Origin of the sequence: Streptosporangium sp. G11 (assembly GCF_051192615.1) — a bacterium.
In the GTDB taxonomy this organism is placed as follows: Bacteria; Actinomycetota; Actinomycetes; order Streptosporangiales; family Streptosporangiaceae; genus Streptosporangium.
The window spans coordinates 1-22,229 of record NZ_JBPJUQ010000090.1 but is presented as its reverse complement, the minus strand read 5'-3'; the positions used below and the strand labels follow the sequence as shown (position 1 = coordinate 22,229).

The window sequence follows — 22,229 nt, the reverse complement described above, 5'->3', positions numbered from 1 at the left end:
CCGGACTTTCAGTAGTTCTGCCGGAACAGCCGGCGGATGCCGATGAGGCCAAGCACACCGACCGCGAACAGCATCACCGCGACGGCTTGGCTGTAGCCGACCTTCGACTGGTTGAAGGCGTAGTCGTAGACCAGGAAGGACAGGTTCACCGTGGTGGTGCCCGGCCCGCCGCGGGTCAGCAGCAGCACGACCGCGGCGGAGGAGAACAGCGTCCACAGGAACTGGAGCATGGTCACCACGCCGACGAAGTCGCGGCACATCGGCCAGGCGATCGACCACATGCGCCGCCAGTGGCCGCAGCCGTCGAGCGAGGCGGCCTCGAACACCTCGGACGGGACGTTGTTGAGCCGTGCGGCGAGCATGACGGCCGAGACCGACATCGACGACCAGACGATGACCACCATGATGGCGACGGAAGCGGTTGAGCTGTCCGCCAGCCACGGCTTGATCGCCCCGTCCAGGCCGAGCATGCCGAGGAAGCCGTTGACCAGGCCGGAGGGTGCGAAGACGCCCACGAAGACCATCGCCAGCGCGGGCGCGGACAGCAGGACGGGGGTGAACATCACCGCCCTGATGAAGCGGTGCCCGCGCGGCCGCAGCGACAGATAGTAGGCGATCATGAAGGCCCCGCCGATCACGATGGGCAGCGAGACCACCAGTTGCACCAGCGTGTTGATCACGGCCTGGTGGACGACCGGGTCGCCGACCAGCCGCTCGAAGTTCCGCCCGCCGACGAAGGTGCGCGGCGCGATCAACCCGCGCCAGTCGGTGAGCGAGAAGTAGAACAGGCTGGCCAGCGGGCCGACCGTGAAGACCAGGAACCAGGCCAGCGCGGGCAGCGTGAACCCGAGCTTCCTCACTGCGCCGCCCGGTAGACCTCGTCGACCGCGGCGCAGATCTTCTTGGCGTCGTTGCCCTTGCTGTAGGCGATCGAGGTCGCCCGGTAGAGCGGGTTGCCGACATTGGCCGGGACGTAGAGGTCGGGCATGACGGCGAAGTCCACGCTCTTGGAGAAGGTCGTGTAGGACTGCCGCAGGAGCGGGGAGCCGAGCTTGGCCGGGTCCACGGTGGTGTTGGTCGCCATCACCACGCCGCCGTCGGTGGCCATGTGGTCCAGCACCTCGGGCGAGTACATGTACTGGATCAGCTGCTTGACGGTGTCGATCTTCTTCTTGCCGTTGGGGCTGATCCACCATCCGGCCGAGGTGGAGCCGCGGAAGGCGTTGGGCCTGGCGTAGGTGCCGCCCGCGGCGACGGGCATGCCACCCAGCACGGTGCCCTTGGCCAGCGCCTCGTCCGTGCTGGAGAAGGACCACGAGCCGATGGGCGCGATCGCCGCCTTGCCCTCCTGGTAGAGGGCGGTGGCCTGGTCGGCGGTCAAACCCTCGACGCCGTCGACGAAGACCCCGGCCTCACGCGTCCGGACGAACAGCTCGATGCCCTTCATGGCGTCCGGGCTGGCGCAGGTGCCGCCCTCGGCGAAGATCTTCTTGGCCGAGGGCGCGTCGAGGTAGGTCTCCAGGTACTGCATGAAGACCTTCTGCCCGGACCAGTCGTTGCCGCCGATGGCCACGCCGCCCACGCCCTGCGCGCGCAGCTTCTTCCCCGCGGCGAAGAGGTCTTCGGTGGTCTGCGGCAGGGCGATGCCGTGCTTGTCGAACAGGGTCTTGTTGTACCACCAGGGCCAGGTGAATCCCGCGTACGGCAGGCCGCGCAGGTGCCCTTCGGGATCCTTCCAGTCGGCCAGCGACTCGGCGGGGATCGCCTCGCCCAGCCCCCAAGCCTGCACGTACTCCTCGGCGGGCACGACCGCGCCGTTCTTCACCCAGTCCAGCTGCTTTTCCAGCAGCCCCACCAGTAGCACGTCGGCCTCCTGGCCGGCCAGCAGGGAGGTCTCGTAGACCTGGTTGAGGTCGTCACCGTTCTCCAGCACCTTGACCTGGATCCCGGTCTTGGCGGTGAAGTCGGCCAGCGCCTTCTTCAGCGGGACGCTCTCGGCGCCGCCACTGGTCCAGTTGGTCTGCAGGGTGAGCGCGGTCGTCGCCTGCTCCTGCGACGGCACCTGGCCGCCGCCGCACGCGGTCACCAGCGCCAGAGCGGCGACGCCTGCCACACCGAGCTTGAGCTTGCCCATGGGTCCTCCTGTGGTTTTCGGGCAAAGGTAACCGGTGGTATGTAATTGGTCAATAGTGGTACGCATTGGTATCTTGATGTCGTAGCGATGGTATGGTCGTACATGATCAAGGAGGGTGATTCGTGCGAGACACCGGCCCGGACCCGTTGTGGTCGCAGACCGCCGACCTGATCGTCGGCGAGATCGAGCACCGCGGTCTGCGTGCGGGGGCGAAGCTGCCGCCCGAGCGCGAGCTCTGCGTCCGGCTCGACGTCTCCCGGGTCACGCTCAGGAAAGCGCTCACGCACCTGGTCGAGCAAGGGGTCGTGACCGCCTCCCACGGCCGCGGCTGGTTTGTCGCCGCGCCGGTCGTGGCCCGCGACTGGCCCAAGGACCTGGAGTCCTTCACGGTGACGGCGCGCCGCAAGAACATGCGGCCCAGCTCCGTCGTACTCACTCGGGAGGTGCGGCCGGCGACCCTGGACGAGGCCGAGCGCCTCGACATCCCGGCCGGCAGCCTGCTGTTGGAACTGGAGCGCATCAGGCTCCTCAACGATGTGCGCATCGCCGTGGATCACACTCTGGTCGTCACCTCGGCGCTACCGGGCCTGGACGACATCGACTTCGCGCGGTCTTCACTGTTCGAGGCGCTCAGGGAACGTGGGGTGTACCTCGACCGGTCCGAAGCGATCATTGAGGCCAGGGACGCCGACGAGCGGCTTGCCCTCCACCTCGAGATCGAGCCGCAGGCTTCTGTGCTGGTTTTGGACCAGACGATCTACGGACGCGACCAGCGGCCGGTCCTGCTGTCCACGGTGCGCTACAGCGGCGAGCGTTATCGGCTGCGGACCACTTTCCAGCACCGCTGACTGTGGGCCCGGTCGCATCGACGCTCAGCTGCGGGCGTGGTCCTGGATCGTGCCCGGGTCAGGGCCAAAAGCAGGTGGTGGACAGGGCCGCCGTCGCATGCCTGGGGTGCCGTTGACGAGCGTGTCACCAGCCCCGGTGCGCCACGACCCATAGCGCCCCTCGCAGGGGAGATGATCGTAGACACCCTGTCGGTGGTCAGCGCTGCGGTCGGAAACGCTCACCGTGACGCTCGGTGCCGGCAGCCGGAGGGGGAGGAGCATTCCGCCGGCGGCTGTGCCGGTCAGGATGCCGCCGAGCAGTCCCCGGTCGGCGGGCAGGCTCCCCAGGAGCGCGCCGAGCGTCCCGGCGACGGCGGCCGCTTCGACGGCTCGGCGTTCGATGAGGCAGCTCATCGACAGGCTTCGCCGGCGGGTTCGTGGTGGGGCGCCAGGATCGGCCTGCCCGCTGCTGGCTATCCTGTGGCACGTCGAGCCAGGCACGGCTCCCCGCCACGAGCCCACCGGAAGGCGACGACCGTGACAACCTCCCAGCGCCGGAGCACATGGCCGGCGACGACGGTGATGGCGCACGTGGTCCTGGCTCTCCTGACGGTGCTCATCCTGGCGGGCGTCCGGCACCTCGGCGCGGACCTGTGGCAGATCTTCGCCGCGGCGGGTGCTGTCGTCCTGCTCCATGTGGGAGCGGTGGTGGCCCATCGACGGCCGTGGGTGGGGTACGCGATCGGCGCGCTGGCAATGCTCGTCCTGGTGACGATGCCCTCCCTGGGTTGGTCACCGAGCATGCTGCCCTCGGCTGTGTGCTTCCCCCTCACGTTGTGGCGGCTGACCACCCGGGTCTCGGTCAGGTCCTCGGTGGTTGCGTTGGCCGTCGCCGCGCTCGGGATCGTCCTCACCGAGCTGGTGGTGTGGGCCCGGCTGCCCCCTGACATCCCTGGGTGGACCCGCCTGGTCGAGGGCGGGCTGCTGATGCTCGTGGTCGGCGGTGTGTGGCTTGCGGCCCTGCTGGTACGCCGCAGGCACGAGGCCGGCCGACGAGCCGAGAGCGAACGACTGGCCGCGGCGGTCGCGGACGAACGGGCCAGCATCCGCCGCGACCTGCACGACGTGATCGCCCACACGGTCACCGTCATGGTCGCGCGGATCGAGGCCGCGGCGGTGACGACGGCGGATCCGGCGACCCGCCGCGAACTCGGCGCCATCGCCGAGGCCGGCCGGGACGCCCACCAAGGTCTGCGAGCGATGCTGGCCACCTTGGGCCCGGCCACCGTGGCACCGCGCGCCGATTCCCGGCCCAGAGAGGTCCCGATCTCGCTCGATGCCCTCCCTGACCTCGTGGCCTCGGCGGCGAGCCCGCTCCATGCGGTGACATTCGCGGAGGTGGGTGAGCGACGGCCACTCAGTCTGAGTGCCGAGGTCGCGGCCGTCCGTACCGTGCAGGAGGGCATCACCAACGCGCTGCGCCACCTCGAACCACCGGTCGAGGTGACCGTTCGCCTGCGCTGGACCCCGGCCGAGATGGTGGTGGAGGTGCGCGACGACGGCGGCAAGACGCTTCGCGACGTCGGCAGCCAGGGGACCGGCCTGATAGGAATCGAGGAACGTGTGCGTACCGCAGGCGGCACCCTGTCGATCGACGACGGGGACGACGGGTGGGTGCTGCGGGCGCGGCTCCCCACGAAGGAGGGGGCATGACCGGGATCCGTGCCATGCTCGTCGACGATCAGGAGTTGCTGCGGGCCTCGCTCCGTACGGTGCTGTCGGCCGACGAACGCATCGAGGTCACCCACGACGTCGCGAACGGCAGCGACGCGATCGAGGTCGTCCGGCGGCACCGCCTCGACGTGGTACTGATGGACATCCGCATGCCGCGCATGGACGGGGTCGCCGCCACGGCGGAGATCGTCAGGATCGCGCCGGCGACCCGGGTGCTCATGCTGACGACGTTCGATGATGACGAACTGGTCGTGGCTGCCATCCGGGCCGGCGCGAGCGGCTACCTGACCAAGGACGTCCGGCCCGCCGCCCTGGCCCAGGCCGTGTGTGACGTCGCCTCCGGGACGTCGGCACTGGCCCCGGGGGTGGCCGCGACGATCCTCGATCTCGTACGGCAGGTGCCGATGCGGAGGACGGCAGCCCTGGACGGCCTTACCCCACGCGAGGTCGAGATCTTCGGCCTGCTCGCCCGCGGCAGGTCCAACAGCGAGATCTGCGCGGAACTGGTGCTGAGCGAGAACACGGTGAAGTCGCACGTCCGGGCCGTCCTGCAGAAACTGGACCTGCGCGACCGCGTGCACGCGGTGATCCACGCGTACGAGAACGGGCTCGTCGGTCGCGGCGAACTGCCTGGCTGAGATTCCATCCTGCCGGGTGGTCCCGTCTCACCCCTTAGGGTGATGTCGGCTGGCGACGCCCGGCCTAGGTTCGACGTCGTGCATTTCCTACATCTCCGCTTTCCTCGCGTGACCTCCCTCCTCGTCCTCGGCGGTGTGCTCGTCGCCCTGCTGCTCGGCTGGACAGCGCCGGCCCATGCCGGCGGCGAACGACTGGTCGACGACTACCGCTCCGTCTACGGCACGCCGGGTGTCGCGGCGGCCGTGATCGACGGGGCGTCGGTCGAGACGATCGTCCGCGGCCGGGACGGGGACGGCAACGCGGTGACGGCGCGGACACGGTTCCGGATCGCGTCGATGAGCAAGTCGATGACGGCTGCGGCGATCATGCTGCTGGTCGACCGTGACCGCATCTCCCTGGACGACCCGGTCGTCAAGGTCCTGCCCGACTTCAGGATGGCCGATCCCCGCTTCACCGGGATCACCGTGCGCCAGATCCTCAGCCACACCTCGGGGCTGTCGAACAGCACGAACAACGAGTACGTGTTCCCGCCTCCGCGCAGCGCGCAGGAAGTCGTGGCCAGGCTGGACGACAAGACCATGGCCGCCGATCCGGGCACCCGCTCGGAGTACCACAACACCAACTACTCGATCGCGGCGAGGATCGTCGAGGTGGTGTCGGGGAAGTCCTTCGACGCCTTCCTCCACACCGAACTGTTCACGCCGCTGGGCATGACCGGCACCAGCTCGACGCTGGGGTGTTCCGATAGTGCCGAGGGCCTGCCGTCCGGGTACGAGGTCGTTCTCGGGGGCGCCGTCGCGGCACCGGAGATGCCGGGGATCTGCGTCGGCAACGGCGGGGTGATCTCGACTCTGGACGACATGGTGCGGTGGCTGAGGCTCAACCAGGGAAGCCTCGGTGCGGACCTGCTGAGTGCCGGCTCCCTGGCCGAGTTGCACACCGTCCAGCCGAAAGCCGGCGACTACGCCCTCGGCTGGCGGGCCCGTCCCGTCGCAGCAGACGCCCCGCCGTCGGTGATCGGCCACGGCGGAACACTGGCGACGTGGACCGGGGACATGGTCTTCTCGCCCAAGACCGGTGTGGCCGCCCTCGTCCTCACCAACAGCGGCGGCGATCCCAGCCTGCTCTCGACCAACCTCCTCGCCGAACGGATCGGGGCACCGGCAACGCCGATGAGCAACCCGCTCACCGTCGTGAACGCGGTCCTGCTCGGGCTCACGGTGGGGATGGCCGCACTGCTGGTCACCGCGTCCGTCCGAGCGCGCCGCTGGGCCTCGCGACGCCGCGCGGCACGCCGGCCGAGGCTGGTTCTGCGGCTCGTGCCGCTTGCCTTGGTGACGGTGCTGGGCGCGGTGCTGCCGACGCTGATCTGGGGGGCGTTCAACTTCCAGTACTGGATCGTCACCGCCTGGCTGCTGCCGCTGCTGGCGCTCTTCTGCCTCACCTGCTGCGTGCTCGGGGCGGTCGCACTCGGCCGTCGCCTCTGGTACTTCCGCCGCGCCGGTCAGGCGACCTTCGCACCGGTACGGCCGGCCACGGCGGACAGCTGACCGGGGCGGGAACCTGGCCGGAGCCGCCAAGGACTGAGGATTCATGAGGCGTTTCCGGTCAGAGTCCGTCGTTCTCGGCCCAGTGGTTCTGCCTGTGCTCGGCCGCAGCTCGGACGTCTCGCGCGACATGTCGGCACGGATGAGTTACCGAACACTCGGGAGGGATGTCAGAGGACCGAAATCCTGCAATAAATCTACATTGTAAAGGCGCTCGGTCGATTTCAAGATCATTTACAATGGACTAAAGACTCATCGGCTACAGACAGGGCTGGCTCTGAGCGGCTTACGCAAAGACGCGCGCGACGGCGGCCTGCCCGGACCTGCCGGTGCGATCCGTGATCAGGGCCCCTGGTTGCCTATCTTGCTGACGCGGTGCAGGTCAGTGACTTGCCTTCGGAGGCGGTGCTGCTGCAGCTGCCTCGGGCGCGTCGACGTCGTCGATGCGGGGGAGAATTCGGCGACTCTCCCGTGGCGTGGGTGTCGTTCACCGGACACGGTGGCGCGGCGCGGTCATCGCGAGCGGCGGTCGGCGTTGCGCTGCAGGTGCTCCCATGCCGCCGGGGTAGGCCTCGCCGAGCGCGGCCGGGACGTCGACCAGGCGCCGATACAGCTTCTCGTGGTGCCAGTGCTGGCAGCTCAGCTCGCCCTCGCGTAGCTGCTCGGTGAGCTCCTGCAGCAGCGCCGTCCACCCGGACGCGGTCGTCGGCGGCGCCGCTGTCGACGCGGCCGGTGCGCTCTGCTCGGTGTGAGACGGCGCGATCGGCGGGGGAGCGGGGCGGGTCTGCACGACGGTCTGGCGGATCACCTCGCGTACCGGCTCGCTGCGCGCGGTGCCGGCGGCGATGTCACGCTGAGCCGGGCCTCGGCCGAGCGCACCTCCCAGGCGCGGTTGCGGCACGACTTCGAGCAGTAGATGGCCGGGCGGCCTGCTGGGCCTGGGCGCGTTCGGTGCGCTCCTGGGCGACGCGCTCGGCGGGCATCGCGGCGCGCAGGCCGATCTCCTCGGTGATGGCGGCCAGCTGGGGGCGGGCCTCGGCGACGGTGGCCGGGCGGGCCCGCGACCTCGGAGGAGCGCCGCCACTCGGCGAGCGCCTGGCTCTCGTCGACGACGTCCCACTGCTGGCGTAGTCGCGGCAGGGTCAGGTCCGCGGCGAGCTTGCCGCCGCCGAACCACACCGGCGCCTGCCCGTCGGCGGGGCGCAGCGCGGCGGAGTAGCCGACGACCTGGTCGCTGCCGCCGGTGGCGAACCGGGGCCGCACCCACACCCCGCGGGCCTTGGCCCGGCGCACGAACTCCGCCGCGCTGCCGTGCCCGGTGCGACCCTCCACCACTGTCAGCTCGTCGACGCCGGCCACTCCATCGGATCCGCCCGTCAGAACGTCCGCGACGCCGTTCGCCCGAACGGCGAACCCGACCACAGAGCACGTCCACCGCTAGGCCGTGCATCACCACCGAGTGCTCTGCACGCCCACTGGGGCGTGCAGAGCACTTCGCTCATCCGTGCACTCGACTTCGGAAACCGACAATCGGGCTCGCGTCCGATGACTCCTTCAGGCTTGACTAGAAGGACTTCGGCTCAAGGAACGAGCCCCATGTGTATTCGCCAGAGCTGTTGATCTGCCACACGACCTCGCCGACCACCGTCTCCCAGTTGGGGTTGTCGGGGTTCAGCGAAGTGGTGTGGTCGTAGTAGTTGTTCCTGGGATCCAAACAGTCGGTCCAGGTGTACCAGCCGGCGCCCAGGTAGAGATTCGTCCGCAGCGGCGTCACCGAGTCGCGCCAGAACTGCTCCCAGTCATAGTTGCCGGCGGCCAGGTAGATCCGACGCTCCACGCACGAGTTGTCCCAGTTGTCTAGCGGCCATTGGGAAAGGTACTGGGTCTTGGAGTTGTACGCGGTCGTTCCCGCGTCAGCGGCGGCAGGTGCCGAAACGGACGCGGTCAGGGCGAGGAATACGCCTATGAGAATGAGAAGTTTCTTTAGATTCATCGTCATCCTTTGATGCTCGGGTGCGGCTGATTCGAGCCTTAGGGCTGCAGCATGGGTGGCGGTTCCACCGAGACGGCGAAACCTTGGCGGAACTCCACCAGGTGGGCGTCCGCGGTCCGATGTTTGATGGGTTGCACTCATTGTTTCTCCCTGCTCCAACGGTTTGATCATGCGCCGGCGTTGCCATACGGGGCGTCGACGTCTTGTCCCACAACGGCGACTCCGCACAGGGGCCGTATCGGTAGATCAAGTCTTTCGGGACTGCCTTCACCGATCACCCGCTGAGCGGGAGCCGTCGGCTTGGCGCACTCAGTACGGCGAGGACTTGGCGGGGTTTTCGGGCCGTCATGTTGGCTCGTTTCTTCCTTTCTCTCCGGAAAGGCGGCCCGCTCACTGTCGCAGGAAGAAACCACGCGCCGCGAGGCTTGTAAGTCCTGGCTTAACTGTGCCGCTCAGGGCCTTGTGTGACCGTGTGGCGGCATGCTGTGACGGCGATTCCGACGCGAATGTGGGGAAGCGGATGCACAGGATTCACTTCACCGCCGACGATCTGACGCGGGTGCGGGTGGCACCGACGTTGGGTCCCATGGCCGAGACCCTGTTCAGCCTGTACGCACTACGCGGGCGGGCAGAGGAGACAAAGTTCGGTGCGTGGCGGCGCCGGGTACGCGGCGGCGTTGACTCGCGGTTCGCCGTCCTGGCCGCCATCACCCCCGCGCGACTGCCGAGCTTCGATCTGGCCCTGCTCGCAGGGCCAGGTCGCGACCTGGCCGAGAGCGCCGAGACCTTCCTGGCCAGCCCCCGGCAGGCCGTCCGGGCAGAACTGGACTTCTACGCCGGCCACCACGGCCGGGTGCCGGCCGCGCTGGCCGGGCTCGTCGACACCCTCGCCGCCCGGCGGGAGGTGCTGTCCACGGTGGAGGCGTACCACCATGCCGCTGTCGGCCCGCATTGGCGGCGCATTCGCGCGCACCTCGACGCCGAGCGCGCCCAGCGCGGCACGATCCTGCTCGACCGCGGTGTCGACGGTCTGCTGTCCAATCTGCATCCGCGCATCCGGTGGTCGCCGCCGACCCTCCATATCGATGCCGGCGACCAGTTCGACGACGACTTCGTCCTCGATGGGCGGGGGCTGCTGCTGGTGCCGTCGTTCTTCCTGCGCTTTCCAGGGGTGATGTACGAGCCGGGCAATCCCGCCGACTATACCCTGATCTTCCCTGCCGCCCTCGGCGTCGACCACGCAGCGGGCATCTGGATGGGCGGCCCGGCGCAGCGGGCGCTGGCCAACCTCCTCGGGCGTACCCGCGCGTCGGTGCTCACCGCCATCGCCGATGGCCTGACCACCACCGGCGCCCTGGCCCGTAGCCTGGACATCTCATCGGCGGCGATCAGCCAGCACACCGCCGTGCTGCGTGAGGCGGGCCTGATCACGACGCGCAGGCATCACAGCAGCGTTCTGCACCACCCCACTCAGACTGGTCTGGCCCTTCTTGACCGGCACGACACACCCCGCCCGATTTCCTGACGCCGGCCTGACGCCCGCGAGCGCCGGCCCCGGCGCTCGCCAGTTCGAGATCCTGCGTCCTCACTGCTCGGCATAGCAGTTCGCTCGCGGCCTTCGTTATTTGGGTGACTCCAACTGGCGCTGGTCGCGCCTTCCTGGCCGTCCTCACCCCCATCGGCGGAGAGTTCCTCTTCCGCGGTGTCGTCACCAACGCCCTGCTGCGCTACGGGCCCGTCGTCGGCGTCCTGTCCAGCTCGATGGTCTTCGCCCTCTTCCACGGCATCAACATCGCCATGTCCACTGCGCTCGTGGTGGGCGTCATCGCCGCCGAGACGATGCGCCGCAGCGGGTCGATCTGGCCCGCGGTGGCCGTCCACGTCGTCAACAACACGGGCCTGCCGCTGTTCGTACTGATCACCGGAAACACCGGGCCCGGCTGATCGTCACGCCGAGGAGCATGACCACGTGCCTTCAGCGCTACTTTTCGTTGCGATGTTCCGCAACCCCCGACGCCTGCGGAGCCCAAGCCCTGGTCGAAGGGACGTCAGCGCTTCCGGAGGTACCCGGTCCGGTCCGGCGTGCCCGGCGCGAGCCCCCTCGGGCCCCTGGCGATTCCACCTCGATCAACGTCCGCCATGCTCGTCGCTTCCGGCACGCCGCGAGAGTGGGTCCCGCTGCGGCAGGTGGCGGCGATCGTTCTCCGGGCGACCATGACCACGACACCGCTCTGGACCGTGCTCACGGCCGTACCGGCCTTCGCGCGCCTGCGGCGAACCCACGTCACGAAGCCGGCACACTTCCCACCGAAAGACAGGACCGATGACTCAGCAGCCTGAACAACCCTTCGTCGGCGGCAAGGCCGAGACGCCCGACGAGGCGAAACGGCTCGGGGCCCCGACCCTGGCGGAGGATCTCCTGCTCCTCCTGTTCCAGCCGGGCACAGGGACCATCGCAGGTGAGAACACGCTCTTCTGCACCCTCGCGGGAGCGGTGCTCGCGGATTTCGGGCTCGGCGATCACGTGCGAACCGGTTCCGGCCGGGGCGGGACGACGCGGGTGCGGGCCGTCGAGGATCACCCGCCGTCGGATGACATTCTCCGCTCCACCTGGGACTATCTCTCCGAGAAGCCCCGAGGCGTGCAGACGGTGCTCGCGGCGATCGGGAGGACGCGGAACCTCAGCCTCGTGTCGCCGCGCTCGCGGCACTGCTCTCGGGAAGCGGGACGCTTCCCCGGTTCCACCCCGAGATCCCATGGATCTCCCCCGTGATCACCCGCGCCAAGGAGTTCGAGCGGGGCAACTGGGGAGCCGGAGCCGCCGCCGAAGCGGTCGCGCGCACCGTCACCGCAACCATCGTCGGCAACGTCATCGTCGCGGTGACCGTGCTCCCCCAGAACTAAGGAACGCCCCGCGCCGATCTCCGACGATCGTCCGAGGATGGCTTCCAGCCCGATTCCCCCCGCCGCCGAGAACACCCCGAAGCCTCGACACGGCGAATCGACGAGTTCGGCGGGAACGGGGATCCGAACGAGCAGCTACGCGGTGACGGGTTCGGCATCAGGGATCGGCGCCGCGGTGACCGGGCGACTCCGTGCCGCCGGACACTCCGTGATCGAGGTGGATCTGCACGACGCCGGCATCGTCGCCGACCTCGGGACACCGGAAGGCCGCCTGGCAGCGGCGACCGGAGTGCTCGAACGGTCCGGTGGCGTACTCGACGGCGCGGTCCTCGCCGCCGGGATCGGCCCCTCACCCGGTCCCGGCCGCCTAAGGAAGATCGCACGGATCAATCAGCCGGGCACGGTCGAACTGCTGACCGCCCTGCGACCGCCGCTCGCGGCGAGTGGCCGGGTACTTACGCCGTGCCGCATCTCAGGGAGATTCCTTCCGGGTGTTACTCCCCTCCATCAACCCCGTCACGCGACACTGAGCGCGCGTCGCCGCCGGCTGTGCTGATCATCTGTGCCCGGCGTAGCACGTCGATCTGAGCGCGGTTGTAGAGGGCTTCGAGGGCATGGCCGAGGGCGGTTCTGGCCGCTCGGACCTGCCGCGGTGCGGAGGCCTTGGGCTCCAACGTGACCGAGTGATCGGTGGTCGCGCCGTCGATGAACGGTGCGATCTGCTCGGCGAGGGCCTGCCTCGTGGTGTCGTCGGCGTCCTCGGGGAGGTCGCGGAACTCCTCGTCGAGCGCGAGGTTGGGGCGTGCCTCCAGGGTCCGCCGTACGGCGTCCATCGACTCGTCCGAGAACAGGTGGGCGTAGATCGTGAGAAGGGCGCGATCGTTGTCGCGCAGGTGCTCCGCGACACCGCTGAACCCGGTCGGCACGTCCGCTGACGCGCCCGGCTCGGACAGGGTGGCCAGCACCTGCCGGATCTTCTGGAGTCGCTCCACTGTCGCCTCGAGCTCGGCGTCGATGGTTCGGAAGATCGAGGCTTGACTGTCGCTGTCCGTTCCCATCGCGGCCACCTGTGCGAGCGGCACGCCCAGCCCGGTCAGTCGCTTGATCTGCAGCAGCCGCGTCAGGTGGTGGACCTCGTATCGCTTGTAGCCGTTGGGCTCGCGGTCAGGCTCGTCGAGCAGGCCGATTTCGTGGTAGTAGCGCACCGTCTTCACCGTGGTTTCCGCGAGTTCGGCCAGCTCGCGAGTGCTCCAGGTCATGGGTTGCTCGCCCCCTCATGCGGCACCGCACGTCCGGCGACGCCTCTCAGTAGACGTCGGCATCGACACAGGGTCAAATCGGGACCGTCCGCGACGGCTAGCCCGTGGCCCGTACTCGCCGCTCGCGCAGCCAGACGAGGACGACCATGCCGACGTTGACGGCGGCGAGGATCAGCAGGGACGCGTCGCCGGAGTCGGTGGACCGGTCGAGGGGGAATGCCTCGCCGTCCGCCATCAGCGTGTTGACGGTCGTCGCCAGGACGTTGTTGGCGACGTGGAACGCGACCGGTGCCTCGACGCCCCTGCTGATGATCGCCATCAGCCCGGTGCAGACGCCGATCACGACGTAGTAGCCGAACAGCCAGGGGTCGGTCGACCCGTGGACCACGGCGAAGGCCAGGCTGGAGACCGCGAGCCCGACGACCAGAGCCGGGCGAACCGCACGCACCCAGGATGCGGCGGCGGGCAGCGCGGCGCTTCGGAACATCAGCTCCTCCCCGACGGCCTGTATCGGAGTGGTCAGGAGGGTGATCACCAGCATGGCGATCGTCGTGGCGCTCACACCGAAGGCGGTCCAGCCCGGAGCGTCGGGGGCGACCAGCGCCACGACGCCGATCCCGGCGCCCACCAGCGGCGCCGCGCCGAGAAGGTACCGCGTCAAGCGGCGCGCGTCGAACGCCCGCGGTGAGCTGATCAGGCTGCGCCACGGCACCTTCGCCGTCCACGCCAGGAGCAGGATCGCCAGCGCGCCCGCCGCGCCCACGCTCAGGTTGACGGCCAGGAACTTCAACGGCGTGAAGGTGGCCGCCATCGGGTCGTCGCTGCCCTCGACGACGCCGACGATCTGGTAGAGCAGGATCTGCAGGATCAGCATCACCAGCGACGGCACGATGATGACCACGAGCGGCTTCCACCGGCTCATGCGGAGGTGCGCGCCGAACGGCCGGGAGTCGTCGACGGCCGGCCGGGAGCGCTCCTGCGTCAAGTGGCCGGGGTTGCTCGAGGCCACAGGGTTCGGGCGACTCGTCGTGTCTCGGAGATCGTCGGATCCTGGCACATCCATCGGGAAGGTTCCTCTCGGGTTTGAATCGGTTGCCACGCTCATGAGCGAACACCATGCCCTGGGGGCACACTCAAGTCGTCCAGACGAATGCGTCCCGGCCGGGCCACGACGATTCGGGCCACCCCGGCGGCGAGTGCACGGTGACGCGTCGTGAATCAGCGAACACCCGGTTCTCGGAACCGGGGCGAGGAAAGGCGCCGCGCCCCGCCTGCGCATCATCGGATGCCCGCTTGGGGTGCTGATCACCGACGTCGGCCGGTACAGCCCGGCCGTGCGGGCCGTCACAGCGCAACCGGTGCGGCGGCAGGAGTGCGTCGGAGCCGGTATCGAGGCCACGCAAGCGGCCGGTGAGGCCGCCCCGGCCCCCGATGCGACCGCGCAGCCGCGGCTGTGATCGCCGCCGTCCAACGGCCTCGGGGAACAATGGACGCTCCACCAACTGCGGCACAGCGCACTTCAGCACCTGGCTGCCGACGGCCGTACCGCCCCCGAGCTCCAGGCCAAATCCCGCCACCAGCACCTCGCCAGTCTCGGACGCTACGTCCAACTTGGCGAACAGACCTCCGCCCAAGTCACCGCCGACGCCGACCCCGCCGCACGCCGCAAACCTCGCTGACCCGCATCAGAACGGTGGATGTTACTTCTGATCAGGAATCCGCAGGACTCTCGCCGTTCTTGTGCGCCTCCCGGCGCTGCTTGCGAGCTTCACGCATCGCCGCCTTCTTCGCCGGTTCGATGTAGAGCGTCTGTGTCATCTCCACGATCAGCTCGGCTACGTTGGCGACTTCCTCCGGGGAGTAGGTCAGCCCGTCGTGCACGCTGTCGTTGCCCAGCATGCGCGCTTCGTGAAGATCAACGATCAGGTCCTCATCAAGCTGCCCCCGCGGTCCCTCGATTTTGTCGTACAGCTTCTTTGCGATCCAAGGGATGGGCCGGGCATGAAGGTTGCTAAGACAGGTGGTGACCTTGGAGGCTCTCCTTACCGACGCGTGCGACCTTCCAGGAGTGCCCTGTGATCATCGAGGATCTGTCCGAGCCGGAACTCGCCCTCTGGGAGGCGTTTCCCTCAGCGCGTCCTGTGGATCTTCCCGGCACCCCCGTTCGGGCTGCGATCATCGCAAGGATGCTGCTCGGCGCCCGGGAACGCCTTGCAGGGCAGACGCCCGGCATACACCTGTCCGGAGCCCGGATCGCGGGCCGGTTGGACCTGTCGTACGCCGAGGTACAACACCCTCTGATCTTGACCAGGTGCGAGTTCGAGGAAGCGCCGGTCTTCACCGGAGCCCGCACCGGCCTGGTGGACCTCGCGGCCTCCCGGGCACCCGGACTGCAGGCCGTAGACGCTGTGATCGGCGGGGCACTGCGCCTGGAAGGCTGCGAGATGGCCGGCCCGATCCAGCTCGCCGGGGCTCACGTGTCCGGGACACTGAATCTCAGCGGCGCAGCGATCCACGCACTTCAGGCCGTCCAGGCCGACGGCCTGATCGTCGACCGTGATCTTCTGTGCGCGAACGCCGTCATCGACGGTGAGTTACGCGTTGTTGGCGCCAGGATCGGCGGGATGATGACCCTCGATGGCGCACGGGTCGGGCGGTCAGGCGGCTTCAGCCTCACCGCCGAGGGGGTCGTCATCGACGGCGGGTTGTCGTGTGCCCGCGGTTTCCGCTCCTGGGGGGAGCTGAGCGTGCAGGACGCCCGGATAGGGCGCCGGTGCGTCTTCAGCGGAGCCCAGCTGTCCAACCCGGACGGCATCGCCCTGAACGCGGAGAGACTCAGTGTCGAGGGCGGGCTGCGCATCGATGACGGCTTCACGGCCGAAGGTGAAGTCCTTCTGCGCGGAGCCCGCGTGGCCGGTTCGCTCCGTTTCGCGCAGGCGAGCCTCGCCAATCCGGGAAGACGCGCGCTGAACGCGCCGCTGATGGAGATCGGCAGCGGACTGCGGCTCACACCAGGTTTTGTGGCGAACGGAGAGGTCTTTCTGGACTCCACCCAGGTCCGCGGATCGGTCAACCTCGACGGCGGGACGTTGTCCAACCCGGGTGCGACGGCGCTTTCCCTGCGTCGGCTGGGGGTCACCGGCAGGCTCAGCTGCAGCGAAGGCTTCCGTGCCGACGGGGAGATCGTGCTCATCAACGCCCGAATCGAGGGCAGCTTGGAGTTTCACGGTGCCGCCCTCAGTAATCCCGGCGGGCGGGTTCTGTCCCTGTGGGAGGTGATCGCGGGCGGGGGCATCGACTGCTGCGAAGGCTTCACGGCCACGGGAGACCTCTCGATCAGAAACTCCCGGATCGCCGCCACACTGTGTCTTGCGGAGACCACCATCGACGGTGACCTTCACCTTCGTGGTGTGGAAGCGGCTTCGCTGAAGATCGGGCCCCAGACGGAACTGCTGCGGGCCGTCGACCTTCGCCACAGTCGGGTCGGCGTGCTCGATGACGCTCCCAGCCGGTGGCCTGCTCACGTCCTGATGAACGGCTTCACCTATGACGGCCTGGAGGCTCCCCTGCCTGTCCAGGAGCGACTTGACTGGCTGGCAAAGGAGGCCTACCAACCTCAACCCTATGAGCAGTTGGCCGCCGTCTACCGCCGGCAGGGTCACGATGAGGCTGCTCGGGACGTGCTGCTGGCCAAGCAGCGTCGCCGCCGGTCGGGGCGGCGGCTCGGGGCGCGGCTGTGGGGATATGTGCAGGACTGGACCGTCGGGTACGGCTACCGACCCTTCCGCGCTGCGCTCTGGCTCGCAGCCCTTCTCCTTATCGGCACGGTCGTTTTCACCGCTCACCAGCCACCGGCCTTCAAGCCAGGCGAGGCTCCCCCCTTCAACGCCTTCCTCTACACCCTGGACCTGCTCCTCCCGATCATCAGCTTCGGACAGGAGAGCGCCTTCGGCCCGCGCGGCGCACAACAGTGGCTCGCCGCGGCGATGATCACTGCAGGGTGGACCCTCGCAACGACCATCCTGGCAGGCCTCACTCGCGCACTCTCCCGCCAATAACGCGACCAGAAGCGGCCACCTTGACGCCCTCTCAGCAGCCACTGACAGGGTGATCTAGGGGTCTGAGGAACATCGGAACCGGATCGTGCGCTAAGCGTTTGTCCTGGTGATCCCTGGTGATCCCTGGTTTGACCGGTCAGCGATCGTTGCCAGAACCTTCGGAGGTCTTGTCGCAGACCTGGTGGAGGTTCGCGGTGCCGGTCGAGTTCTTGTCGGATGAGCAAGCGACTGGATTCGCCTCGTTTCAGGGGGCGCCCACACACACGGAACTGGAGAAGTACTTCTTCCTGGATGACGCTGACCGAGAGGCGATCGAGGGCAAGCGCAGAGATCACAACAGGCTCGGCTTCGCCGTCCAGCTGGGTGTCGCCCGGTTCCTGCGGCGGTTTCTACCCGATCCACGGCAGGTTCCTGGGCGTATCTCGCCCAGCAGCTGGGAATCGCCGACGCGTCCTGTATCAAGTTGTACGGGCAGCGTGATGGAACCGCGCGCAGTCATGCCGGGGAGATCGAGGAGGTGGGCGGGTGGGTCGACTTCGCCGAAGTTGAAGCGGACCTGGCGCAGTGGATCGCGGCGCGGGCGTTCACCACGGGCGAGGGTCCCGGCCTCGGTACTGGTGGAGTCACCTATTCGACTATCGCGAGTTCTCGATGCCGAAGGCCGTGGTAGTGACTTTCGGTGATGTCGGCGGTAACAAGCCGAGCTCTCAGGCAGCAGGTGCGCGCGGAAGGGCGAAGTGGGCCTGACTATGTCGGTAGGGCCTGCCAAGATCGCGACATGACCATCGATGCGCTGACGCCGTTCCGCTGGCTGCAACCGCCGTACGGTGATCGGGGCGACCTGCTCGGCGAGATCTATTGCGTGACCCTGGTGCGTGGGCTCGACCCGGCCGAGGTGCTGCGCCGGTTCGGCGCCCGTACGAGCACGCAGATGAGCTTCGCCGATCTGGAGCTGGCGGTCTCCGACTTCACGATGGTGACCGAGGGTGGTGAGGGAGGTGGTTATGTCGGAGTGGTCGCGACCGACGATGGGTGCGCGGCGGTGGAGCCGTTTGGCTGGTCGGGGACGGACAACCCGACGCTGGAGCGGCTGTCGGCCGGCACCGACGTGGTGTCCGTCCTGCGGCATGACTATGCCTGCGACTACTTTCATTACGCCGCGGACGGCATGATGCTCACGGCTTTTGACCCGACTTTTTCCGAGCGTCGCTCCGGCGCCGACACCGACCGGCTGGCCGACCTTATGCGCGAATTCGGCCTGCCTATCGAGGAGGGCTCAGATGAGGACTGGGACCAACGCTACGACGACCTTCCCGGACATGGCCTCGCGCGGATGTTCGCGATGGCGGCCCGCCTCACCGGCGTGACGTTCACCGCCGACCTGCTGGACGGGCCGCTCCTGGTGGGCGCGATCGCCGACCTGTCACCGTCACAAGAGTCTCAGCCCGGGAAGAGCCTCGGCGTTTTACTCGAGCAACTGAAAGCGGCAGGCGGCTCTGAGTCTGATCATGGCGCCGAGTAATCCCCATGGGCCTGCGGTACTGACTGGCGGGCTCGTCTATTCAGCTGTCGTAAGTGGTCTTCCTAAGAGGCTTTATGGTGACGTTCCGTGTTCCCCGGCGGCGTAGCGGTTCCAGCCTCCGCCACCTTCTCGAAGGAGTCGGGCGGTGGTCTTGTCGTGGTAGCCAAGGGCATCGGCGACGACGGGGGCGGGCATCTCAAGGAGCTGCTGCCGGATGGCGGCGCCGCAGGCGGCGGCCACTGGGATACCGATCTCTCTGAGGAGCGCGGACAGATGGTCGGGCCGGCAGGGCTGGCCCGATCGGCGGCCAGGGAACAGCCAGCGAGAGGCGCGGTTGGTGGCGGTGTTCATGTTGTCGCGAGTCGCGATGTAGTTCAGCAGCAGGGACGCGATCGGCTCGGGGACGGGTGAGGGCGGATCCCCAAGACGCAGGAACACGGCTTCTCCGTCGCGGAGCAGGTCGTCGACGGTGAGCTGGACGACCCGGGTGAGGGGCTGTGCGTAGAGGAGCACGATAATGCCGGCGACACGCAGAAGCGGGGGAACATCGGCATCGAGCAGCAGGTGGCGGAGGGCAGCCAAACGCTCGTCCTCGGTCATAGGAGCCTGGCGCGAGATCTTTCCCGCAGGCAGTGACAGTGATCGTGAGCACTGACGGCTCTGCATGGCCCAGGTGAGGAAAGTTCGTACCTGGGCGCGAGTGTATTCGGTGTTCTCGGCATACCAGGCGTCGATGTCGCTCTGGCGGCAAGAGGCGAGGGTGCGGTCGCACTTGTCGAGCCAGATGAGGAACGCCGTCGCGTATTTGATCTGATCGGCGGCGTTGCGGCGAACACTGGGCGTGATGTTGCTTCGTTCGGCGCGTTTCCGGAGGGCGGGAAGAACGCGCCAGGTCGCGAACAGCCGGATCGTCTTGACGTGCTCAGGGTTGGCGATGCTGGCCAGGTGGCCGGGGAGCCAGCGTTGGAAGGAGCAGATGTACTTGTCGGCGGCGGGCAGGACGTTGCTGGTCACGAGGAGTTCTTCCAGGTGAGCGATGGTCCGCCAGGGCTGGAGCTCGTGGAAGGCGTCGTGGGTGAGGGGGATCTGCCCGCGAGCGAGCCGTTGCAGAAGAGCCGATGCGTTTCCTAGATGGCCGGGCCGCATCGCCAACCAGGCCAGCCCGCTAGCGGGCCGTTCCATCGCCACGAGCAGGTCGAACAAGGGGGTCAGCTCCGGGCGGATGCGGCCGGTGCTATCGTCGAGGACAACAGTGAGCCGGTCGCTGAGGGTGCAGCGTTCGCAGAGTCGCCCGCCCAGAAGTTTGCCCTCGAACCCGCAGCGCGAGCAATCAAAGGTCTGAGAGAAGCCCGCGCAGGTGGTGCAGACTGCGACGCCGTCGCCGCATCGACGTCCGGGAAGAGTGCGGTCCTGGCTGCATTCGGGACAGGTGCCCCGGGTGCGAAGCGCTCGATCGGCGCAGTTCCGGCAGATGTAGCCGTCCGGCCAACGTCCGGATTTGGGTCCGCAGCGACCGCAGCGGCAGCACTCGGCATACCACCGCTCATATTGCTCGTCGTTAGCGTAGGTGCGGGTCATGCGTCAGGGAGGATGCGAGCCGGGCGCGGCCGGAGCTTCTCAACTCCGACAGGCAAAGTGGGCAGGTCGCCAGTGGCGGTCTTGCGGACGCCGGCATTCTCGGCCGTGGTGGCGACCAGGTCGGCCGGGGTGCAGGAGAGGATGTCGCAGAGCGCGGACATCACCTGCAGCGACAAGCGCTCAGGAGTTCCGGAGACCAGACGGTGAACTTGGGAGGCCGACAGGTCGATGCCGCGCTCGCGCAGGAGTGGCACCAGCTCGGTGGCTGTGAAGACGCGCCGATCGGCCATGATCTCGCGCAGCTTCCAGGTGTAGCCGACCTTGCGTTTCATGATTCTCCTCCCGTCTGGGCCTGGAGTGCGGCGGCGATGGTGGCGTCCAGGTGCCGGCGCAGGGTGCGGGTGCGGAAGTCGGAGCTGACGCAGGTGTAGATCGCGGTGGTGCTGGCGTGCTCGTGCCCGACCTGCTCCTGGACGAAGCGCGGGTCCCAGCCGTCCTCGATCAGGTGGGTGACGTAGGAGCGGCGAAAGGAGTGGAAGTCCAAGCCCTCATCCAGACCCAGGGCCTGGCGGTAGGCGATGAAGCGGGAGTTGAGCCGCTGGCAGCCGATCCGCAGCCCGCGCTCCGACGGCCAGGCCGCAGGGTTGTTGTCGGTGCCGAACAGCGGGCGGACCTCGGTGAACCACTCTTCCAGAATGTCGGGGGTCCACTCCCATACCGTTAAGGCGGTGCGGCGTTTGGGTGGTGAGCCCTTCTTGGCCTTGCCGTACCGGACGTGACAGCGTCCGTACTCGCCGAACTCCGTGCCGTGCGGGTTGCGGCCGAAGTCGGCCGCGTCCAGCATCCGTGCCTCGTTACGGCGCAGCCCATAGGAGTAGGCGGTCTTGAACAAGGTGGCATCCCGGAAGGCCGGTAACCAGCCCTTACGGCCGAAAGCCCGGATGCGGGCGACCTCGTCATCGCAGTGGGCGAAGAAGGCGTGCAACTCGGCCTTGGTGAACGCCCGCTTGGCCGCGTCGGCTTCGTGTTCTTGAACGTGGACCGCGGTGTTCCACTCGTGCACGATCTGGATGGGATGGGTTCCGAACCGCTCTTCACACGTCGCGGCCCACTCGTAGAGGGGATCGGTGACGAAGTGGCAAAACGCGCGGACCGCCTCGGAGTAGGAGCGGATGGTCGAGCGCTTCAGCTCGCGCAGGGAGCGCAGGTCACCGAGCCATTCGTCCACCATGGCGGGCCTCCACTGCCACGGGTAGGCGTTGACGTAGGCGGCGAACGCCTTCACGGTGTTCTCCCGTCCCTCCACGGTGGAGCGGGCCAGGTTCCGCGCCAACTGCTGGTTGGCGAACCCCGTCAGCATCGCGGTGAAGACCTGCTCCTCGGGCCTGAGCAGTGTGATCCCGTCGATGAGATGCAGCCTGGCTGCTCCCGGTATCGACCCGTCCGTCCCCATGCGCTCACCACCCTCCGCCACTCGCATCAGATGCGAGAAAGTCGCATCGTATGCGAGTCGCATGGCGACCCGCAGGTCATTCAAGTAGAAACTCGAATCAGTGGACGACCACATCCCTCCAGTCGCTATCGTCATCGCTGTCGCCTGTGCTCTACCGTCGCTGGTCGGCCCAGTTGGCCACCTATCCTTCAGCGACGATCTGCAAAGAGTCGCGAATTCGCATCAGACGCAATTGGCGGCAGTTGGAACAATGGAACAGTCATTAGCGCTAAGGGGTGGGTTTGGTCAGAGCCTTCGCCCTGACCAGCGACAATAATCCCTGGCTACGGCTCGGCCAGCCGTTCGTCCCCGACATCGGCACGGGTGCTGCATGTGTTCTTTACGCCGTCGTCGGAAGAGGTGGCCTGGGCCGAAAAGCGCACCGGCAGCCCGGAGTCGTGCTTCGCGCTGGTGCTGGCGTTGAAGTGCTGGAGTTGCCCCGGTTTGGTGGACACCTGATCTCTGAGAGGGCGTTTAGGTATGGATTGTGGCCATAAGTCGCTCTTGCGTCCGACGGCCTTCGGGTTGATTTGCACCTTACA

At 67.9% G+C, this 22,229-nt stretch carries 23 protein-coding genes and 1 pseudogene; 11 read left to right on the top strand and 13 right to left on the bottom strand.

The window, feature by feature from the left end; genetic code table 11:
• Positions 1-8 precede the first annotated feature (8 nt).
• The gene (locus ACSDR0_RS42760) at positions 9-860 is read right to left on the bottom strand and encodes a carbohydrate ABC transporter permease (RefSeq protein WP_435294696.1); all 852 of its coding nucleotides are present in this window, start codon (positions 858-860) and stop codon (positions 9-11) included.
• The gene (locus ACSDR0_RS42755; RefSeq protein ID WP_435294695.1) at positions 857-2,134 is read right to left on the bottom strand and encodes an ABC transporter substrate-binding protein; all 1,278 of its coding nucleotides are present in this window, start codon (positions 2,132-2,134) and stop codon (positions 857-859) included. Before ACSDR0_RS42755 ends, ACSDR0_RS42760 begins: the two co-directional genes overlap by 4 nt.
• 122 nt (positions 2,135-2,256) lie before the next feature.
• Between ACSDR0_RS42755 and ACSDR0_RS42750 the strand changes: the two genes are divergently transcribed.
• A complete protein-coding gene (locus ACSDR0_RS42750; RefSeq protein ID WP_435294694.1) occupies positions 2,257-2,982 on the top strand; it encodes a GntR family transcriptional regulator in 726 nt (241 codons plus the stop codon).
• A gap of 24 nt (positions 2,983-3,006) precedes the next feature.
• On the opposite strand, the gene ACSDR0_RS42745 is transcribed toward ACSDR0_RS42750, so the two are convergent.
• Entirely contained in the window at positions 3,007-3,375 is a 369-nt protein-coding gene (locus tag ACSDR0_RS42745) for a hypothetical protein (protein ID WP_435294693.1), read from the bottom strand.
• Between the two features lie 123 nt (positions 3,376-3,498).
• Here ACSDR0_RS42745 and ACSDR0_RS42740 point away from each other — a divergent pair, with 123 nt between their 5' ends.
• The 3 genes from ACSDR0_RS42740 to ACSDR0_RS42730 all read left to right on the top strand — a co-directional run bounded on the left by ACSDR0_RS42740 (position 3,499) and on the right by ACSDR0_RS42730 (position 6,884).
• Entirely contained in the window at positions 3,499-4,674 is a 1,176-nt protein-coding gene (locus tag ACSDR0_RS42740) for a sensor histidine kinase (RefSeq protein WP_435294692.1), read from the top strand.
• Complete coding sequence (locus ACSDR0_RS42735; protein WP_435294691.1) at positions 4,671-5,333, top strand: response regulator; 663 nt, start codon at positions 4,671-4,673, stop codon at positions 5,331-5,333. The genes ACSDR0_RS42740 and ACSDR0_RS42735 overlap by 4 nt, the downstream gene beginning before the upstream one ends.
• Before the next feature lie 108 nt (positions 5,334-5,441).
• Complete coding sequence (locus ACSDR0_RS42730) at positions 5,442-6,884, top strand: serine hydrolase domain-containing protein (RefSeq protein WP_435294690.1); 1,443 nt, start codon at positions 5,442-5,444, stop codon at positions 6,882-6,884.
• Between the two features lie 484 nt (positions 6,885-7,368).
• Here ACSDR0_RS42730 and ACSDR0_RS42725 read toward each other — a convergent pair whose 3' ends face one another.
• From ACSDR0_RS42725 to ACSDR0_RS42715, 3 genes are all read right to left on the bottom strand, one after another.
• The gene (locus tag ACSDR0_RS42725) at positions 7,369-7,689 is read right to left on the bottom strand and encodes a hypothetical protein (RefSeq protein ID WP_435294689.1); all 321 of its coding nucleotides are present in this window, start codon (positions 7,687-7,689) and stop codon (positions 7,369-7,371) included.
• On the bottom strand, positions 7,686-8,240 hold the full coding sequence (locus tag ACSDR0_RS42720; protein ID WP_435294688.1) for a hypothetical protein: 555 nt from the start codon (positions 8,238-8,240) through the stop codon (positions 7,686-7,688). The genes ACSDR0_RS42725 and ACSDR0_RS42720 overlap by 4 nt, the downstream gene beginning before the upstream one ends.
• A 205-nt stretch (positions 8,241-8,445) precedes the next feature.
• Positions 8,446-8,880, bottom strand: a complete 435-nt coding sequence (locus ACSDR0_RS42715) for a hypothetical protein (RefSeq protein ID WP_435294687.1) — start codon at positions 8,878-8,880, stop codon at positions 8,446-8,448.
• A 580-nt stretch (positions 8,881-9,460) separates the two neighbouring features.
• On the opposite strand from ACSDR0_RS42715, the gene ACSDR0_RS42710 reads away from it, so the two are divergent.
• The 4 genes from ACSDR0_RS42710 to ACSDR0_RS42695 all read left to right on the top strand — a co-directional run bounded on the left by ACSDR0_RS42710 (position 9,461) and on the right by ACSDR0_RS42695 (position 11,778).
• Entirely contained in the window at positions 9,461-10,399 is a 939-nt protein-coding gene (locus tag ACSDR0_RS42710; protein ID WP_435294686.1) for an ArsR/SmtB family transcription factor, read from the top strand.
• Between the two features lie 104 nt (positions 10,400-10,503).
• Complete coding sequence (locus ACSDR0_RS42705; RefSeq protein WP_435294685.1) at positions 10,504-10,818, top strand: CPBP family intramembrane glutamic endopeptidase; 315 nt, start codon at positions 10,504-10,506, stop codon at positions 10,816-10,818.
• 379 nt (positions 10,819-11,197) lie between these two features.
• Positions 11,198-11,647 carry a GPP34 family phosphoprotein gene (locus tag ACSDR0_RS42700; protein WP_435294684.1) on the top strand — a complete coding sequence of 150 codons (450 nt, stop codon included), beginning with the start codon at positions 11,198-11,200 and terminating at the stop codon, positions 11,645-11,647.
• Entirely contained in the window at positions 11,584-11,778 is a 195-nt protein-coding gene (locus tag ACSDR0_RS42695; protein ID WP_435294704.1) for a hypothetical protein, read from the top strand. The genes ACSDR0_RS42700 and ACSDR0_RS42695 overlap by 64 nt, the downstream gene beginning before the upstream one ends.
• Before the next feature lie 494 nt (positions 11,779-12,272).
• Here the strand turns inward: ACSDR0_RS42695 and ACSDR0_RS42690 are convergent, their stop codons facing one another.
• The 3 genes from ACSDR0_RS42690 to ACSDR0_RS42680 form a co-directional block, all read right to left on the bottom strand.
• A complete protein-coding gene (locus ACSDR0_RS42690) occupies positions 12,273-13,037 on the bottom strand; it encodes a MerR family transcriptional regulator (protein ID WP_435294683.1) in 765 nt (254 codons plus the stop codon).
• A 97-nt stretch (positions 13,038-13,134) separates the two neighbouring features.
• A complete protein-coding gene (locus ACSDR0_RS42685; RefSeq protein ID WP_435294682.1) occupies positions 13,135-14,022 on the bottom strand; it encodes a CPBP family intramembrane glutamic endopeptidase in 888 nt (295 codons plus the stop codon).
• 725 nt (positions 14,023-14,747) lie between these two features.
• On the bottom strand, positions 14,748-14,936 hold the full coding sequence (locus tag ACSDR0_RS42680; RefSeq protein WP_435294681.1) for a hypothetical protein: 189 nt from the start codon (positions 14,934-14,936) through the stop codon (positions 14,748-14,750).
• 176 nt (positions 14,937-15,112) lie between these two features.
• Between ACSDR0_RS42680 and ACSDR0_RS42675 the strand changes: the two genes are divergently transcribed.
• From ACSDR0_RS42675 to ACSDR0_RS42665, 3 genes and pseudogenes are all read left to right on the top strand, one after another.
• Complete coding sequence (locus ACSDR0_RS42675) at positions 15,113-17,095, top strand: hypothetical protein (protein WP_435294680.1); 1,983 nt, start codon at positions 15,113-15,115, stop codon at positions 17,093-17,095.
• 116 nt (positions 17,096-17,211) lie between these two features.
• Positions 17,212-17,765, top strand: a pseudogene (locus ACSDR0_RS42670) (DUF4158 domain-containing protein).
• Between the two features lie 108 nt (positions 17,766-17,873).
• Positions 17,874-18,617 carry a DUF6461 domain-containing protein gene (locus tag ACSDR0_RS42665; protein ID WP_435294679.1) on the top strand — a complete coding sequence of 248 codons (744 nt, stop codon included), beginning with the start codon at positions 17,874-17,876 and terminating at the stop codon, positions 18,615-18,617.
• Positions 18,618-18,689: 72 nt separating this feature from the next.
• Here the strand turns inward: ACSDR0_RS42665 and ACSDR0_RS42660 are convergent, their stop codons facing one another.
• From ACSDR0_RS42660 to ACSDR0_RS42645, 4 genes are all read right to left on the bottom strand, one after another.
• A complete protein-coding gene (locus ACSDR0_RS42660) occupies positions 18,690-20,195 on the bottom strand; it encodes a hypothetical protein (RefSeq protein ID WP_435294678.1) in 1,506 nt (501 codons plus the stop codon).
• Positions 20,192-20,527 (bottom strand): helix-turn-helix domain-containing protein, encoded by a 336-nt coding sequence (locus tag ACSDR0_RS42655; RefSeq protein ID WP_435294677.1) that lies wholly within the window; start codon positions 20,525-20,527, stop codon positions 20,192-20,194. Before ACSDR0_RS42655 ends, ACSDR0_RS42660 begins: the two co-directional genes overlap by 4 nt.
• Positions 20,524-21,648, bottom strand: coding sequence for a tyrosine-type recombinase/integrase (locus ACSDR0_RS42650; protein WP_435294676.1), 1,125 nt, complete (start codon positions 21,646-21,648; stop codon positions 20,524-20,526). Before ACSDR0_RS42650 ends, ACSDR0_RS42655 begins: the two co-directional genes overlap by 4 nt.
• Before the next feature lie 323 nt (positions 21,649-21,971).
• Positions 21,972-22,229, bottom strand: a 258-nt coding sequence (locus ACSDR0_RS42645) for a hypothetical protein (protein WP_435294675.1), incomplete at its 5' end; no start/stop codon positions are given.